Origin of the sequence: Butyrivibrio sp. M55, assembly GCF_900116865.1 — a bacterium.
Lineage (GTDB): Bacteria > Bacillota > Clostridia > Lachnospirales > Lachnospiraceae > Butyrivibrio.
Window position 1 is genome coordinate 47179 of record NZ_FPCD01000012.1, and the last position, 17947, is coordinate 65125.

Annotated in this window: 17 protein-coding genes; 1 reads left to right on the forward strand and 16 read right to left on the reverse strand. The window is 40.7% G+C overall.

The window, feature by feature from the left end:
- Nucleotides 1-50: 50 nt before the first annotated feature.
- The 9 genes from BM398_RS12475 to BM398_RS12520 all read right to left on the reverse strand — a co-directional run bounded on the left by BM398_RS12475 (nt 51) and on the right by BM398_RS12520 (nt 10803).
- Nucleotides 51-2516 (reverse strand): beta-mannosidase, encoded by a 2466-nt coding sequence (locus BM398_RS12475; RefSeq protein ID WP_092337956.1) that lies wholly within the window; start codon nt 2514-2516, stop codon nt 51-53.
- A gap of 61 nt (nt 2517-2577) precedes the next feature.
- Complete coding sequence (locus tag BM398_RS12480; RefSeq protein WP_092337957.1) at nt 2578-3435, reverse strand: ROK family protein; 858 nt, start codon at nt 3433-3435, stop codon at nt 2578-2580.
- A 244-nt stretch (nt 3436-3679) separates the two neighbouring features.
- The gene (locus BM398_RS12485; RefSeq protein ID WP_092337958.1) at nt 3680-4660 is read right to left on the reverse strand and encodes a LacI family DNA-binding transcriptional regulator; all 981 of its coding nucleotides are present in this window, start codon (nt 4658-4660) and stop codon (nt 3680-3682) included.
- Nucleotides 4661-4694: 34 nt separating this feature from the next.
- Nucleotides 4695-6110: a sucrose phosphorylase gene (gene gtfA, locus BM398_RS12490; RefSeq protein ID WP_092337959.1), complete on the reverse strand. Its 1416-nt coding sequence runs from the start codon at nt 6108-6110 to the stop codon at nt 4695-4697.
- A 21-nt stretch (nt 6111-6131) separates the two neighbouring features.
- Entirely contained in the window at nt 6132-6986 is an 855-nt protein-coding gene (locus BM398_RS12495; protein WP_092337960.1) for a carbohydrate ABC transporter permease, read from the reverse strand.
- Nucleotides 6986-7864: a carbohydrate ABC transporter permease gene (locus tag BM398_RS12500; RefSeq protein ID WP_092337961.1), complete on the reverse strand. Its 879-nt coding sequence runs from the start codon at nt 7862-7864 to the stop codon at nt 6986-6988. The genes BM398_RS12495 and BM398_RS12500 overlap by 1 nt, the downstream gene beginning before the upstream one ends.
- Before the next feature lie 124 nt (nt 7865-7988).
- Nucleotides 7989-9311 carry an ABC transporter substrate-binding protein gene (locus tag BM398_RS12505; protein ID WP_092337962.1) on the reverse strand — a complete coding sequence of 441 codons (1323 nt, stop codon included), beginning with the start codon at nt 9309-9311 and terminating at the stop codon, nt 7989-7991.
- A 212-nt stretch (nt 9312-9523) separates the two neighbouring features.
- Nucleotides 9524-10492: an N-acetylmuramoyl-L-alanine amidase gene (locus BM398_RS12515; RefSeq protein WP_242949812.1), complete on the reverse strand. Its 969-nt coding sequence runs from the start codon at nt 10490-10492 to the stop codon at nt 9524-9526.
- 122 nt (nt 10493-10614) lie between these two features.
- Complete coding sequence (locus BM398_RS12520) at nt 10615-10803, reverse strand: holin (protein ID WP_330390584.1); 189 nt, start codon at nt 10801-10803, stop codon at nt 10615-10617.
- 493 nt (nt 10804-11296) lie between these two features.
- Between BM398_RS12520 and BM398_RS12525 the strand changes: the two genes are divergently transcribed.
- Nucleotides 11297-11626 (forward strand): helix-turn-helix domain-containing protein, encoded by a 330-nt coding sequence (locus BM398_RS12525; protein ID WP_092337964.1) that lies wholly within the window; start codon nt 11297-11299, stop codon nt 11624-11626.
- A 99-nt stretch (nt 11627-11725) separates the two neighbouring features.
- Here the strand turns inward: BM398_RS12525 and BM398_RS12530 are convergent, their stop codons facing one another.
- The 7 genes from BM398_RS12530 to BM398_RS12560 all read right to left on the reverse strand — a co-directional run bounded on the left by BM398_RS12530 (nt 11726) and on the right by BM398_RS12560 (nt 17880).
- Complete coding sequence (locus BM398_RS12530; protein WP_092337965.1) at nt 11726-11992, reverse strand: hypothetical protein; 267 nt, start codon at nt 11990-11992, stop codon at nt 11726-11728.
- 201 nt (nt 11993-12193) lie between these two features.
- On the reverse strand, nt 12194-12994 hold the full coding sequence (locus tag BM398_RS12535) for a hypothetical protein (protein WP_092337966.1): 801 nt from the start codon (nt 12992-12994) through the stop codon (nt 12194-12196).
- Nucleotides 12995-13833: 839 nt separating this feature from the next.
- Entirely contained in the window at nt 13834-15135 is a 1302-nt protein-coding gene (rlmD, locus tag BM398_RS12540; RefSeq protein WP_092337967.1) for a 23S rRNA (uracil(1939)-C(5))-methyltransferase RlmD, read from the reverse strand.
- Nucleotides 15136-15294: 159 nt separating this feature from the next.
- Entirely contained in the window at nt 15295-15678 is a 384-nt protein-coding gene (locus tag BM398_RS12545) for a hypothetical protein (protein ID WP_026655301.1), read from the reverse strand.
- 128 nt (nt 15679-15806) lie between these two features.
- The gene (locus BM398_RS12550) at nt 15807-16562 is read right to left on the reverse strand and encodes a DUF4097 family beta strand repeat-containing protein (RefSeq protein ID WP_092337968.1); all 756 of its coding nucleotides are present in this window, start codon (nt 16560-16562) and stop codon (nt 15807-15809) included.
- Between the two features lie 17 nt (nt 16563-16579).
- Nucleotides 16580-17545 carry a permease prefix domain 1-containing protein gene (locus BM398_RS12555; protein ID WP_092337969.1) on the reverse strand — a complete coding sequence of 322 codons (966 nt, stop codon included), beginning with the start codon at nt 17543-17545 and terminating at the stop codon, nt 16580-16582.
- On the reverse strand, nt 17545-17880 hold the full coding sequence (locus BM398_RS12560) for a PadR family transcriptional regulator (RefSeq protein WP_092337970.1): 336 nt from the start codon (nt 17878-17880) through the stop codon (nt 17545-17547). Before BM398_RS12560 ends, BM398_RS12555 begins: the two co-directional genes overlap by 1 nt.
- Between the last annotated feature and the right edge of the window lie 67 nt (nt 17881-17947).

Here is a 17947-nt window from a genome sequence, read left to right on the forward strand (position 1 = left end):
CCTCCGGTAAAAATTCATTTAAGGTCATTTCGTGGTAAGTCTTTTTTCACTCAGTGAATATCAGCAACACTTCTGACCGTAAGATTATTGGCATCTCCCCTTATGATCCTGACAATCTTTACTCCGGGATTCATGTCAAAAAAGTTGTCTGAGAGTACCAGATTGTCATTCTCATTTCTAATTTCTATATTTTTGGCAAAAGCCTTTGCGCTTATTTCTATCTCATTTTCCGAGAGCATTCTTACTGCGAGCCCCGGATCTTCAAAGCGGAAATATTTCGCCGGCACAAAAAGAGCCGTTCCTTCCGATACCACCTCGCCCTCTTCTATGGCCTTAAAGGACACGTAACAGGAATATATGTCGATTTCGGGGAAGCTTTGCTCAGTCACCCACTTTGAAGAAAGCGGAGAAACAGTTACATCGACAGTACCCGAAGTTTCGATTTCAAGTCCTTTTCCATCAATCTCTTTTCCAAAAGCATCTCTGAGTTTCCACTCTGCCGTAAGCTTTCTCTCCGTCATGGTCTCATTGGAGATATTAAGCTTTATAGCAGGTACGAACAGACTCTTCTCGGAATTGATCTCAATCCCTTCAGATACAGTGCTCGTCTCCTCACAGCTAATAAGCACGGGAGCAAAAAATCTCCTGGCATAATAGTGCAGCGCCTTCCATCTTCCGTAATAGTCAACAGAAGCCCAGCTTATAACAGGCCAGCAGTCATTTAGCTGCCAATACAGAGTTCCCATGCACCTCCCCCTGTTTCTCCTAAAGTGCTCAACACCGTATCTTATCGCTTCTCCCGACAGAAGCTGAGATGCATATATTAAAATATCAAAATCCGTAGGATACTTGAAAGTTGCCTGCATGTACTGCATTATCTTGGAATTGGCAGATTTGTTTCTCTGGTGCTTTTCCATGTTATAGGAAAAAAGGTTGAAGTCTTCCTCGCTTATCATTACCGTTTCCAAGGTCTTCTTTGACGGAAGAGCCTGGAAACCAAACTCCGACAGATATCTGAAGAAGTACTTTCTGTACTCGGTAAAAGGTTTTCCGTCATGCCATACCTGCCAGAAGTGAACATCTCCGCGGTCAAAGTCGTTGGGATCGTCAAAAGATCCTCCCGATGACGGACTGGATGGCCAGTATGCCGCATCAGGTGCATATTCTTTTACCCACTTAGGAAAAAGATATTCATACATCTTGATATAATCAGCCTTTTGCTTATGAGTCTTAACCCACACTCCGTTTTTTACAAACATCTCCATCTCATTATTGCCGCAAATGAGAGCAAGACAGGCATGATCCGCTATTCGTCTTAAATTGTCTTTTATTTCAAGCCTGATATTCTCTTCAAATTCCTCGGTAAGGTCATAGACACCGCAGGCAAACATCATATCCTGCCATACCATAATTCCAAGCTCATCGCAGATATCATAGAAAGCATCATCCGGAAAAAAGCCGCCGCCCCAAACCCTGATGGAATTGAAGTTGGCCAATTTACAATCTTCAAGAAGTTTCCTTGTCCTTTCGGGCGTCATTCTTGTCAGATAGTTATCTTCCGGTATATAGTCCGCGCCAAAAGCAAATACATCAAAGCCGTTTATGCAATGTGCGAAACTCTCTCCCCACTCATCTTTCTTTCCGGTTATGGTAAGGGTTCTCAGGCCGATTCTTTTTGTCAGAGAATCAAGCTCCGTATTTCCAAGTTTTAATTTTATATCCAGGTTATAAAGATTTTGTTCTCCGAATCCGGACGGCCACCAGAGCAAAGGATCTTCGACCACGATTTCATCGCCTGATCTGTAATCTTCATACTTAAGCTCTTTTCCCTGCGGATCTGTAAGAATCACATCACAGGAAATGCCTTTATCATCACCGTAAACTTCTCTGTCAATAAAAATACGTAGCCCAGCTTTACCGCCCGAGTGTCTCTGATGAACCCTGACATTCTCTATACGTGCAGTATTTATTCCAAGAATATATACAGGTCTGAAAAGTCCCGCATCAGGGATTCTCGGGCCCCAGTCCCAGCCAAACATGTAATGAGCTTTTCTTATGTGAACAAAGCCTTCCATGGCATCTTCTGTTCCGTCGCACTCACTTTTTTCATAAGCATCCTTTATATATTTAAGCGGTGACCTGATGCAGACCTTTAATTCATTGTCTTTTTCCTTTAAAAAATCTGTGATATCAATTCTGTAAGTCCTGTGCATGTTGCAGGCACATAGAATCCTTCTTCCGTTTAGATACACCTCGCCTATGGTATCAATGCCTTCAAATACAAGCTCTTTTTTCAAATATGTCATCAGTGCATGATCAACATCGAACTTAGCCTCATATTCAAAATCCTCTTCCATCATTTTCAGAGCAAATTTCTCATTGTCTGCCACAAACGGATCCGGGATCACTCCGTCATCCTGCAATGTATAGAGAACGCTACCCGGAACCTCTGTCCTGTAGCTGCTGCCATCGGATACTCTTTTCAGTATCCAGTTATTTATTGCAAATTTTTCCATCTATTGTCTCCGTATTTACTGCCTAGTGTTCTGTCTCAGCACCGTTACAGCATCCCTTGTCTTACTTAAGTGATGCCAAGAACAATGCGCCTTTTATTCCCTGCTGCCCCATAAGTCCCGCAGGTGTTATATAACTTTCAATATCCTGCATCTCTTTTGTATCAACATATCCGTTCATATAGGAAAGTGTTTTCTCGCGGATCATGGGAAAGAGCTTTTCTATATGCATAACACCGCCGCCGAGAATGATCCTCTCAGGGCAATAGCAACATATATATTGCATCAATGCCTTTCCGATGTAGTCTGCTTCCTGCTCCCAAACGCTCATATCATCGAGCAAAAGCTGCGGCTTCTTGCCATAGTGAGCCTCTATTGCAGGTCCCGATGCCAGTCCTTCAAAACAGTTCTTATGATACGGACAGATTCCTTCAAAACCGTCTCTGCCGCTCACAGGCAAAAGAATATGTCCCGCCTCAGGATGAAGCGCTCCATGGAGGAGATTGCCTTCAGCATAAACTCCAACTCCGATCCCGGTGCCTATTGTTATGTAGATTACGTTATTCAGCCCTTTTCCATTCCCATATTTGACTTCTCCCAAACATGCCGCGTTGACATCGGTATCTATTGTCACAGGGTAATCTGCCTTGCAAAAAGCTTCCATCCAGGAAAAGCCAACCCATTCCAGCTTCGGGCTTTTTCCTATCTTTCCGTAACTTTCCGAGTTCCTATCAAGGCACACAGGGCCGAACGCGCCTATTCCCATGCCTTCAATGTCATACTTTCCAAAAAAATCCATAATCTCAGGGATTGTTTCCCTCGGACTTCTCGTTTTTATCTCTGTGGTCTCTACTATATTTGACTTGTCGTCCCCAACAGCCAATACCATCTTTGTCCCACCTGCTTCTATCGCGCCATACATCTATATTCCCCTCCGTTATCACTAAAAAGTAAATATGCTACCAAAACTCCAATCCGGAATTTAATTTAGTTAAATTAACTTAACTCAATCACAATGCATTTATATTTTACTTAAATATTGCACATATCAATCTATTTTTCAATAGTATTTCCATCTTTTTCTTTATCTTTAAAAAAACCGCTCTAACAAGCTGTTAAAGGCCTGTCAGAACGGTATCTTTTAAATATTCTATTTTTCAAATCAGTCACTTGGTACTCTCCCTCTCTATGTAAGAAACAGGAAGAATTGTGCGCTTGGGAACAACTTTGCCCTCAGAAGATGAAATGACAAGATTGACTGCCATTTCAGCCATTTCTTTGATGGGCTGGTGTATTGTTGAAATAGGCGGTGTTGTAAGCTGTGAAAGCAGAACATCGTCAAAGCCTATAAGCTTTATGTCTTCAGGTACTCTTTTGCCCATTTTTCTGCAAACCTGAAGAACCTGTGCTGCGATCAGATCTGAACTTGCAAAGATTCCGTCTATATCTTTGTCGAGTTTAAGCTCTCCAGTCAAAAGTGAGTGATACTCGAGGTTATTGTACTGATTCATACTGGTAGAAACAGCCTTATAAACCACGCCGCGCTCTTCGCAGACTTTGGCAAAACCTTTCAGACGATCATCGGCAGGCATGGCACTCTTAGAAACACCACTTATTATAAGTAGATGCTTACAACCGCTTCTTATAAGCTCTTCTGCCGCGAGCATACCACCCTGCTCGTTATCACACTCAACTGCTGCCGTTCCGTTCTCAACAAAACGCTCAACGGTTATAAGCGGAATATTGCTGTTGGCAAACTCGAGTCCCTTTACCGTATTGGAAAAAACTATGACACCGGCAACGCGATTGCTCGTACACATATCAAGGTACTCTTTTTCCTTATGATCCGCACCCTTTGAATTGGCAAGTAATATTTTGTAACCCCTCTTACTTGCCGCATTTTCAATATTACTTATCATCTCGGAAAAATAGGGATGTCTGATATGAGGCATAATAACGCCTATCGTATTGGTCGACTTCTTGGACAGCGATCTGGCTACTTCATTGGGCTGATAATTAAGTTCTTCCATAGCAGCATATACCTTGGACCGTGTTTTGTCAGAGATATATCCTCTATTGTTCAAAACCCTTGATACAGTTGTAACTGTCAGCCCGCAACGAGCTGCAACATCCTTTAATGTAGCCATATTCCCTCCGATGTCATTTCATATCGATCGCCTGTCACGAATGTTCGATAGTGAACTTCTTAGTCTTTAAATTTGCTTTGAGTCTTGCGAAATCGTCACCCTTTTTCCTGAGGATAACAAGTTCCTCATCACTGCAATCTTCAAGGATAAACTCACCGTCAAATGCAGGATGCTCATTTCTAAACTTCATAAGTTCAAGCAAATCTTTTACGACAGGTCTCGCAACTTCCTTTTCTATCTCATCCAGCTTGTAATAATGGCGATTGATATTTCTTCCTACTTTTGTCTCTTCAAGGAGCTTGAGATCATTCTTTCCCGCAAGGAGTCCCACATAATAAATCTGTGGAATACCGGGGGCAAAAAACTGAACTGCCCTTGCCAGAAGGTATGCATCATCGTCATCACCAAGTGCTGAATAGTAGCTGCAATTTACCTGATAAATATCAAGGTTATTGTAAGCAGCCGTGTTGTATATCTTTTTTACATTGGCTCCGTATTTAAAGATGTCCTCTTTTGTTCTCTCTATCTCTTCATCGGGAAGGAGGTCTTTTACATCAACAACTCCTATTCCGTCGTGAGTATCGAGCGTCGTAAACTGCTTTCTCGGACAGATCTTAAGCCAATTTTTCAAATATGTAGACTGTCCATAGTATAACGCATTTATGAGTAGCATTGGAAGCGCAAAATCATATACATAATAGTCATGACTTTCAATCTTCTGCTGCATTGTATAGTGCTCGTGTATCTCGGGAAGAAGCGTAACGCCGTAAGGTCCTACGATCTTCTGGCATCCGTCCATAAGCTCCCAGACTTCGGGCTCTATGAAAAAGCATGAACTGCCTGCTTTTTTCGTCGCATATGCAAACGCATCCAGTCTTATGATCGAAAGTCCGTGCTCGCAAAGATTTACAAGGTTATCCCTAATAAACTCTTTTGCCGTATCTGACTTGCAGTTGATATCAATCTGCTGCTCATCAAAGGTACACCAGACTTTCTCTGTGCTTCCGTCAGCGAACATCGCATCAACATAAGGAGCTCTGGGCTTTCTCTTATAGATAACGTCTACTTCTTCCTGCGTAGGCTCGCCGTTCTTCCAGAAATCCTTGTAGCGTATGAAAAGATCTCTGTATTTTGAATCATCCTTTTTTTCAAGGAAATCTTTATAATACTCACTCTGCGCCGAAATGTGATTGATCATGTAATCGGCCATGAGGTAATACTGTTCTGACAACTTTTCTATATCGTCCCAGTCTCCAAACGTCTTATCTACAACGTGATAATCCATCGGAGCGAATCCTCTGTCTCCGGAAGATGGGAAAAAAGGAAGTATATGTATACCGCCTACTGCATCCTTAAAGTACTTGTCCATTACAAACGCTAGATCTTTAAGATTCTCACCCATGCTGTCTGCGTATGTGATCAACATACATTTGTTTTCTAGCTTTTTCATAACATAAAACCTTTCATATAATTATTTAACAGCGCCTGCTGTAATTCCCTCAACGATGTATCTCTGAAGGAAAAGATATAACAACAATATCGGGAGCATCGCAAGCAAAAGTGCAGCCATGATCAAACCTGTATCTGTTGAATATGTGCCGTAGAATACTTTTGTCGCGATAGGGATCGTATACAGATCTTTTCTTCCAAGTACAAGACTGGGCAAAAGATAATCGTTCCAAAATGCCATTGCATCGATAATAGCTACCGTTGCGATCGTGGGCTTAAGTATAGGAAATACAATCTTGGAAAAGATCTGCCATTTATTACATCCGTCTATTGTAGCCGCCTCTTCAAGAGAGCACGGAACATTGGTGTGGATACTTCCATGGAACATGAATGTTGCCATTGAAAGTGAAAAACCAATGTGCATGAATATCAAAGTGATCCTGTGGTTCAGGATACCGAAAATACCGCCGTAAAGTGAAACAAGCGGGATCATAAGTACCTGGAAAGGAATTACCATTGATGCGATCATAAGAACAAACAATATTTTATTAGCCTTCCAGTTATTTCTTACAATAAGATAAGCCGTCATAGACGAAAGCGCGATTGTTCCTATGGTTGAGCACACTGTCACTATAAAGGAGTTAGCGAATGAATTAAAGAATTTCATTTTTTCAACCGCTTTAGGGAAGTTCTCAAGCGTAAATCCATGCTTACCGATAAGTGCCAACGGATTGCCCGTTATATCTGCTTTTACCTTAAATACATTTATTATTACCATTATGAAAGGGAAAATAAATGCTACAAACATAATCGTCAAGATCATGATCATAATGGCATGCTTTACTATTTTATTGCGTCTTGCCTTTTCATTTTCCATTATGCCTGCACCTCCCCTTTCTTACCTACGTATACTTGAATTCCACCGATCACCGCGCAGATCACAAACAAGATAAGAGCCTCTGCCTGGCCGGTTCCATAGTTCTTGTTTACGAAAGCCTGATTGTAAACGTGCATTGCTGCAAGCGCTGAACTTCCATAAGGATCACCGTTAGTCAACGAAAGGTTGACGTCGTAAACCATGAAGCATCTTGTAATTGTGAGGAAAAGACACTGTACAAATGATGCCGTCATAAGTGGAATTGATATGTGAATGATAGACTGTCTGCCTGTACAGCCATCAATTTTAGCCGCTTCAATAACATCTTCCGATACGCTCATAAAACCTGCAACATAGATAAGCATCATGTAGCCGGCATACTGCCATACCGAAACAATAATAAGTGCTGCGATTGCTCCGTTTTCCGTAGCAAGGAGTGACTTAACTTTTCCGTCTGATATAAGACCCATAAGTTCTACCAGCGCCTTATTAAATACAAATTTCCAAACGTAACCAAGTACGATACCACCGATAAGATTCGGAACAAAGAATCCTGCTCTGAAAAAGTTCTGACCTTTGATTCCGCTGGTTACCATGTATGCAATGATAAATGCTACAGCATTTACCAACACAACTGCTATTGCCGAATAAATAAATGTGCGTCCAAGGGAAGTCCAATATCCCCCATCCGCAAATGCATTGACATAATTTTCAAAACCTACAAAAGGCTTGTTTCTGGATACTCCGTTCCAACTTGTAAATGTAAGATACAAACCATAAATAAAAGGTATTATAACTACACTGCAAAAGATTATTGTTGTTAATCCCGCAAATATTAGATACTGCTTAAATTTATACCCCAGTGTATTAGTTTTCATATGCCTCACCTTTCAAAAAACCCGTGCACTAAACACTTAAATCTCTTTTCTTTTTTATCAGGGCTTCTTGGTTATCGAAGCCCTGATGTAATCTGTTTTAATTAAATCGTTATTGAGTAAAATATCAGTGCTCAATAGGTGTTGCAGACTTGAAATACTCAGTTACCGCATCAGCAAGTGCTGCTCTGTCCATTGACTCATCAAGGTATTTCTGCATGATTTCCTGTCCTACTACCGTCATATGATCGTCGGGAAGGTAATTGTATGTAGGAATCATATTTCCTGCATCTGCATATGTCTTTACAGAAAGAGAAAATGGATCGAGCTTATCGGCTTTGATATTTTCAAAAGCTGGAACAAGCGCACACTTTTCTGTAAGGAAAGCATTTCCGTCAGCATCGTTTACAAGCCAGTTAAGGAAGTCAAGCGCAGCCTGTCTCTGCTCATCTGAAGTATCTGATGAACTGTCAACAAAGAAGTACTTTGTTGCACCGCCTACGATGCTGAAGTTGCTTGTATCTGTTGTATTCTGAGGAACAGGCATCATTCCGAGGTGCTCTGTGTAATCATACTGGTTGATAACTGACCAATCCCAGTTTCCACCGAACATGAATGCGATCTGTCCTTCTGCGAGCATCATTGATGTCTCTTCACGATCTGCGTTTGAAGCAGAACCTTTTGCATAGTTATATTTAATAAGTGTATCGAATGAATCCATTAAGGAATTGAATTTCTCATTCTCCATAAGATTGCCTGAACCATCAAGAAGGCTCTTTACAAATGCATCGGGATCCTGCTGCTCTTCATATACCATAGGGAACCAGTGGGCACCGAGTGACCAGTACTCTGAAAGGATTCCTACAGGCTTCTCCATTCCGCCCTGTACAAGCTTATCAAGTAACTTCTGGAAATCATCAAGCTTAGCAACAGATGTGGGATCGAATGACTCTCCTGTGATCTTCTCGATCGCATCTGCGTTGTAGAGGATACCTCTTGCCTCTACACAGAAAGGAAATCCTACAACTTTTCCGTCAACCGTGATTCCAAGCTTTGTTTTCTTTGCCCAGTCCTCATTTGAAAGATCGTAAGCATACTCATTTGCTACTGCATATATATCTTTCGGATCCACCATTGAAAGTGTATAAGGATCGTGTGATGCATACTTTGTTGCAATCTGTGAAGCAACTGTTGTATCCGTATCGGCGTTGTATACTTCAACATGCACACCTGTCTTCTCTTCATACTCTTTTGCCATATCCTCGAACTGTGTCTGAATCTCTGTTTTAGAATTTAAAATTGAGATAGATGCTCCCCCGGCCTTGCTACTATCTGCAACCTGTTCTCCGGCAGTCTGAGCAACAGGCTCTTCCGGATTCTGTGTACTGCATGCAACCATTGATAATGCCATAGCTGCACAAACTACTAATGAAACTATTTTCCTTCTCATCTTAAATAACCCCTCCTTCTAAAAGGTCTTTGTTTATTGTAAAAAGATATTATCACGTGACGTATATTTATGTCAATCGGTTGACATACGTTTTTATCAAAAAATTATCCGTTTCGTGAATTAATTACATTAGTAATGTGCGGTTTTTGTATATGTTGCACAAGTTATTTGGCAGCTCGGCATTAAGTTGTATGTTATGCGGTTAACATGTTTTAATACCATATAAGCTCGTTAACCCGCTTCTGTACTGCATTGTAATCATAGCCTGCTTCTGTAAGGCGCATTTTTCTTTCTTCTCCGTTGCCCCACTTACCGTTGATTACCTCTATTGCTACTTCATCAATAGTCTTCTTCTCGTAGCTTTCCCCAACCACGCGGTCTAAGACTGTGCAGTAGCTTTCTTCCTCAAGATAGATCCAGCCGATTCCGCTCTTAAGCTTTCCCCAGCCGTTCCTTACTTCTACAATAGTGAATGTACCGCGGCCGGTCTGACCTTTTATGTTGTTTCCAAAGTACGGATTTGCGCGGATATTGAGGTTATCAATGAGAACTTTTACGGAAAAAGGTGTCTTCGGATATTTGCCGTTATCATCATTTATATTTCCGGCATCCTCTTTGTCCATCAGTTCTTTTACCGCACTTCTGAATCCGTCCATTGTATATCCGGTTTCTAGCTGATTCCATAAGTGCTCGGGATCGCTGTGGTTGGAAGCTATTCCTCTGATATGTCCCTCATTGTGTGAAACGATAACACCGTCCTCAAGAGGATCCAGGTTATATAATCTGCAGAGCATTGCGAACAGTTCTGTTGCCGCTTCATATGTCCTCTTCACAGTTTTGAGTGCCTCAGGTCTGTTTGAGCAGGTAAATGTCGCGCCGCTTATATAATTAAGGCTTGCAGGCTCACACATCTCAACTCCGATATGTGTATTGTTTGCTGCTCCTCCTGCGTGCCAGCCTCTGTGATCCCAAGGAAGTGTCTGATAAACAGTTCCGTCATTTCCGTCTATGAAGCCGTGTACACATGAGTTGTCGTGTGCAGGTGTGTTCCAGCTATTGATAAATGCCATCGCTCTGGGCTGTGCGCATCCAACCGAATGGAGCATAAGTCCTTTCACAGTAATTTTTCTTCCCTCTGTGTAGCAGGGGTTTTCAGTCATAATACTTTCTACTAGATTCATAATTTTTTCTCCTTTTCTGTTTTGTTGTTTTAATTGTTTTTGTTGAAGTAAGCGCCGATTTGAGCGTTTCGCTTTCGAAATCTCAGGTACTGCATGTTCTTATTAACAGATTTTGGCGCTTCTTAAATTTTCAGTTCCGGAATTCCGGAAACACTCATCAGCAGGGAAAGTATTCCTGCCAATGATGCTGCACTAGCAACCATCACCCAATTAACATCTCCCATAACCTCCGAAGTTCCAATCGTGGCAATGGCTGTCTGTGCCACCGTCTTAACAGCTCTTATTCCCGCTGCTTTAAGCCAGTTCTTCATAAGCATTCTCCTTTCCTGTGCGTAGATTTTTTTGTAGAACAAAAGTTAATTTGTTTTACCATAACTTATACAATTGGTAAGTTGATGGATAAAAAAATTTACACACATGGTGCACGTGGTAATCCAAACAACAACGTATTTGTGTGTTCTGACATTTTTCTCTCACCTCCGTTCGTTTAAGATTGATTTAATCTTATATCACGTTCGGTAAGTTGTCAATACATTAATTTACCATTTGTTTATGTCGTAATTCTGATGAAATGATCAAATGCTGCTATTTTACTGCATTTTACATGTTTGATACTTACCAAAAATTATTTCAATTTGACGTTTTGTGCGAATTGAATTATACTTTTGGTAAGTTTTGGAAATTATTCCGTGCAGGAATAAAGAGAATGTATATTAGCCGGTTAAGGTGTTTTATCTTAAAGAAAACGGCAGTACACTTTCATATATCCAAGATAATATATCAAATTAGAAATGAGGATATCCTATGAATAACACATTAGGAGGAAGAATAGCTGAATTACTTGCTCAGCTTAATATGACTCAGCGCGAACTCGCTGAAAAAGTCGACGTCACTGAGGTCTCAATGTCTCGCTATATAAAGGGAGACCGCGTTCCGAAAGGGCCTGTTATAGCCAATATCGCCACTGCCCTTCACACAACTACCGACTATCTGTTAAATGGGAACTCCTCAGAAAGCGGAGATTTCGAATCTGAATATTATATGATTCATAGACTTATTGCCAAAAATGCATCCAAGATGACATCCAAGCAAAGGCGCGAGCTCATTAACGCCCTGCTTGAGTCTGAAGAATAAAATAGCATTGATTTACTATATATTTGAGCAAAGAAAGCAGTGATCCGGCACGATTTGTATACGAAACCGTGTCTATACACTGCTTTTTATATATTCAATTTATCCGATTATCTTCTCACGAAGTGCTATCCCCTCGACAACTCCGTGCAAATATGCTTCCGATGCAAGCTTACCGTCTGCAACGGTTAAAGCATCGATAATTTCATTAAACTGCAGTTGCTGGCTTACTCCCAGCATTGCACGAAACGTTATGATCATATCATTTATCTCATCACGTTCCTTCTTGTATTCTTCTGTCTGAACAAATAACTGCATAGAGTCTTCAAACGCATCCTTGATACATTCCTCAATTTCCACTGTTTTCATACCTCCAAAGTCAAAGCCAATGTTGCATAAATCAATGTATGGTAGCGAATCTACGATTATTATACCGAACAGATGTTCGAGTGTCAATTTATTAATTATCTCTATCTGCTATCTTGTACAATCCACCCAGGATAGCGGTAGAAGTTCTTTTTTACTTGGTATTGTTTCATTCCAACCGAAGCTTTTTGTTCTCATTCGTTATTACAAATATTTTTTTATCATCGCATCTATCGTATTGTCACTTAATACATAGTTTCCGGTTTCAAATGTAACAATCAGCCTATCTCCCGGCACTATTCCATTTCTTATATATGTATCTATCTTTCTGACCGCTGTTTCTGCATATTGAGGGTCATCCATTCGGCCATCATGTTCCCAATACACTTCTTTTCCGGTCCTCCTGCTAATAACTGTAAAGTCAGGAAATATGATCCCATATCCTTTTAGCTCAAGCGGACACTCATACTTATATTCTATCCCGCGTTCAAAGAATGTATCCGCTATTATTTTTTCACTCTTCGACCTGACTCTCTCGCCTTTCCTTGTATATATCTCCGGTGAATCCTCAGGAAAACTTTTCCCGTTATATTCTATTTCCTTCCACTCAGATATTCTCTGTTCGAATGGAATCTCATACGCTCTGACTAATTTCTTTCTCGTAGGATTCATGCATGCATATATTTTTTCAATTTCATGATCATCATAATCCGCATTTATTTTTTGTATCTGCTTAAGTCTCAAATCAACAAGTCTTTTTACCTTTTTGTCATATCCTTTCTGCGCAAGAGCTTTGATAAATTCGGCCTTTTCCTTTTTTATATAGTTTCCCTGATATATTGATTTCTTGTTTTCATCAGTACAATGCATATATTGAACAAGCTTCCCCGACGATGAAATCCTAAGTCGCCCCTCCGGGGCATCATCCAGCTGCTTATCAACTACAGCCTTTATTCTCAGAAGCCGTTCCTCCTCTTTATTTAGTAGCTCTTTTAATCCGTACATTTACTTCTCCTTCTTTTATCTTTGTTTAGCCAAATGACCAGATTATAGTCTATGCACTGCAACTTTTCTGAATAAGCCGATTAACCTCTGCTTTTTTACACTCTTTTCACCACCTAGGCAGTGAAGATTTTTTAACTCGCAATGCCTAGATTAAGAATGTCCTGAATCTAAGCAGATAAATTTGCGCTTTATTTTTTATCCCTCTCTGACTAGATTTAAGAAAAAAAAATATAAGCAGTGCCTCTACCAATTTTTTCTATAGATAACAGCAAAATACCTCTGCTCATAATGAAAACAGTGTAAATATGAGCAGTAATCATCCTCAAAAAGCAAATGCCTATTTCAAAATAGTTGGGAATATAAGCAGTGAAAAGACTCTAAACGTCACTGACTATATTGTGAAAATAGAATTTATAGCAGTTTTTCAGACTAAAAACCGCTTCAAACATTATATACCTAATCCAAAAAAGTGACCACTATTTTTTAGTGATCACTTTTCATAAAAAATAAACTCATTACTTAGCCACGACTTGGCTTCGTGGACATCTATCGCATGGACAGCGTCGTCCTTCAGACTTCACAAGGAAGTTCTGCTCTCGCGCTAAGCGCGAGCCGGAACAACAGTCTTCTGTAAACTCAATCCGCGCTTTCAGCTTGATTTCGTTAAGAGAACGACTGTTTCAGCGGTTCGATGTCTCCACTCAGCCTACGTCTTACGACTTGGCTTCGTGGACATCTATCGCATGGACAGCGTCGTCCTTCAGACTTCACAAGGAAGTTCTGCTCTCGCGCTTCGCGCGAGCCAGAACAACAGTCTTCTGTAAACTCAATCCGCGCTTTCAGCTTGATTTCGTTAACAGACAGACTGTTTCAATGCTCCTTGTAAACGGGAACATATCTACAGGGATTGCTTTCTTCACCTTATAGCCGCCTTTTGTGATAAACTCAAGGTCTCGCGCGAGAGAATCAGGACTACATGAGATGTAGACAATCTTCTTTGGCGAAAGATTTATCATTGAATTGATAAATTCAATTGTTGAGCCTGAACGCGGCGGATCCATGAATACAACATCCGCTTTGTCTCCGGAGTCAGCCATCTGCTGCATGAATTTGGTGGCGTCATTTTTGTAGAAGGTGATATTCTTAACTTCATTTATCTTGGCATTTAATATGGCATCCTTTACCGCATCGCCATTGAGCTCAACACTTATAACCTCTTTAACATGAGGACTTGCGATTATTCCGATCGTGCCAACGCCGCTGTAGCAGTCAAGTGCAATCTCATCGCCGGAGAAGTCAGCCATATCGATTGCAGTCTTGTACAAAAGCTCAGTCTGAACAGGATTAACCTGGTAGAAAGACTTAGGGCTTATCTTAAACTTCATTCCGCAGCATGTATCATAGATAAATCCGGGGCCGTAAAGAGGCTTCTCTTTATCACCGAGTATCATGCTTGTCTGCTTGTCATTTACGTTAAGGACAATCGTCGTAATCTCGGGATGCTCTTTTCTGAGCGCCTTAACAAAGTTATTCTTAGACGGGAAAATAGGTGATACCGTAACAAGAACAACCATTATCTCCCCGCTGTATCTGCCTATTCTGATAAGCACATGGCGAAGAAGGCCAAAACCATTATCTTCATCATAGGTCTTTATCTTAAACGACCTGAGCATTCCCCTGATAGAAGCAATAATGGCATCTGCCTTTTGATCCTCAAGTAGACAACTCTCTACAGGCACAACTTCGTGGCTTCCCTCTTTGTAAATTCCCGAAATGGGATTGCCCTTCCTGTCATGACTGAACACCGCATGAACCTTGCATCTGTAATGCTCAGGCTTCTCCATTCCGATAAATGACTCAACCTTGGTATACGGCTCAAGAAGCTCTGCAAGACGCGCGTGCTTTAAGTTAAGCTGTTTCTTATATGGTGTATCTATCATCTGGCAAGCTCCGCACTTCTTGAAATACGGGCATCTGCTCTTTTTTACGGCAGCACTCTTGTCATTACCGTTTTCTTTAACTCCCGTTCTCTTCTGAGGATTTCCGGCCACGCTTTTTCTCGAAGCCTCACCCTTAAAAGGTTTACGTGCCGTCTTTGCCTTTTCAGTATTCTTTTTATAAACATTCTTTTTCTCAGCCATAAGAATCTCCAAAAATAAGTGATCTATATATAAAAGCATTTCGCTCGCGAAATGCTAGCGCGAGCGGTATTGCGAAGCAATTATTTTCCCTTCCGTGAGCTGCGCATCCAATAAAAAATAGAGGAAACAATGTCTCCCCTATTCTGCATGCTCAACTTATCATTCGTCGTCAGAAATTTCTTCAATCTTTAAAGCAGGTAATATCATAGGATCGGGCTGTGACTTAACAGCTTCGCTTCTTCTGCGAATTCGATCCTCAGCATCAAAATCGCCGTAGTCTTTATACTTGATTCCATCAATTCCTTCGGAAATCTCTTTCGCTCTCGCAAGCTCATTTTTATTTATCTTGAATGTACAAACAATCTTGTTGCCTTTTCTGTCGAACAATCTCTGCAAAAAAGACTTGTCCTGCCATTCTATGAAATATGATATCCTATGCGCAAGAAAGCGCTCCTCAAGCATTTTCTTGGAATCAATGCTGTATACCCTGCAAAAAGGTATCTCATTGTTAAAAACCTGATTTGTCTGGATAATAGATGACATAAAAACCTCACAAAAAAATACAATTTATAGGAAACGCCTAACCTCCCAGCATTCCTACGATATTGATTATACCTTAGAGGTTTCATTCTTTCAATTATTCTTTTAACCAAAAACAATTCAATTATCGGTTATTTGATATTCACATCGCCCATAGCACTCTCAACATTGATAGTTCCATTGCTGCCCGGCTTGGTATATTTATTTGATACAGTTTCTCCGTCAACCTTGCATTTTCCCATTGCGACATCAAGTTCCAGACCATACTCTGAAATATCTTTTACAAGATCCGCCTCAAAATTTCCCATTGCAAGCTCTGCGTCAATAGTTATGACATCAACGTTCTTAAGGGACACATCACCCATATCGGCTTCCAGGTCAATACTGTCAACAGAAAGATCCTCTATGCCAATGTCGCCCATCGCGCACTCAATATCCATCTTTTTAGCTGAAACGCCCAAAATATCGGCATCTCCAAGAGCACATTGAAACGTAATTTCTTCAAGCGCCGTACCTTCAGGCACCGTTATTGTCAACTTATTGTCGACGCCATGCATATTTCTCTTGTTTGGTTTAAAAATATTAAAACCTACACTATTTGTTTTGCGCTGATAAACCTCAAGAGTATCATTGTCCGCTTTAAACTCAGGCAAAAGTTCTTTTAACCCGGAAAAACTTGCAGAAAACTTATCGCCGGTAGTAACAGTCATATCTACAAGACCTGCATCAACATCTATCTTTTTGAAACTGTCAAAGTCGTAACTGACATCTACAACTTCATCGGTTTTATCCTTATTTCCAAAAAGTCCGTACATATGATAGGCACTGCCAAAAACCACCGCACCAAAAGTGATTGCAGCCAATATTATCAAATATATCTTTTTCATTTATTTCTCCCGCTCCATCACCACTTGGTATTAAAAAGAGACTTCATAATGCCGTTAAAAACTGCCGCAAGCGGCCATATGATCCATGTAATATGCCAGTCAAACGAAATAAAACTCCAGATTATGTATATACATGTGACCGTTCTCCAATAAACCGACATCACCTCTGCCGCTTTCTTTTTATCCGTATATGGTTCTTTTGTAGCGCGAACGGCTTCGTAATTGCCGGCAACCGTTCCTGTACCGTTAAGAGAAAGAAGCTTTGCATATGCGCTGTCCTTGGCTCCGGAAGCGATGATAAGAAGCACTCCGATTCCGACGATAACAAACAACATTGCAGGGCCTACAATAACGTAATAATAATCCTTTGCAGAAAACAATCCTTCAAAAATAATAACGGGAACTACGCTCACAATGCAGAACATAATTCCTATGGTAAGCATAAGAGCCTTACTCATCATATTGTTCTTCTTGGCTGTGTATACATACTCTGCCGTAGAATAATCAATGCAACAAAGCGTGTTATCAAGGAACTTCCACTGTGACATACGAATGTTAGCCCACACGATAAGCCCCACTCCGACACTCACATCGATGAAAAGAAGCGCAGCTCCGATATCATTCAGAATAATAGGGAATATGGGAGAAAAGATAATAAGCATAACCCCAAGACCGATGAGCATTCTGCTCTGAGCCGCATCATAAATATAATTTCTTGCTTCTTCATTGGTCAAAAGACGTCTCTCAGAGATTTCCGCACCTCCGACAACGCTCTCGATTCCAAGAGATTCGGCAAGTTCCTCGAGATTTCCAAATTCCGAGATTACAATTCCAACGGCTTCGTTCTGTGGTTTTCCTTCAGAAATAAGTTCGGTAAACTTGTCCTCCATCATACTCAGAAGCTCATTCTTCGCACACATAACTTCAGGAGTATTGGGCAAATTCGCAAACATAGATTCCAAATAATTTCTTATCGTTTCCATTACTTGTCTCCTCTAATAAAGTTCTCCACTACTTCTTTGGTAAGTGTCCATTCAAGACACTTTTCATGATAATAATTCTTTCCACTCTCTGTTATCTTGTAGTATGTCCTCTTCTTACCGTTATCAGCATTCTGGCTGTAGGACTCTACATATCCGTTTTTCTCCATTCTGGTAAATGCAGAATACAACGTAGTTTCCTTGATTATATACTTTTCTTCAGACAAAGCTCTTATCTTCTTAGATATTTCATAGCCATAGGATGGTTCTTCCATCAATATAAACAGGATCATCGTGTCATTGTATCCTCTAATGACATCACTGCTAATCTCTATCATTTATAACCTCCTCTTGAGATATTAAATCCATACTATGCCTGTCGTAGTAAATATACTCCGACTGCCG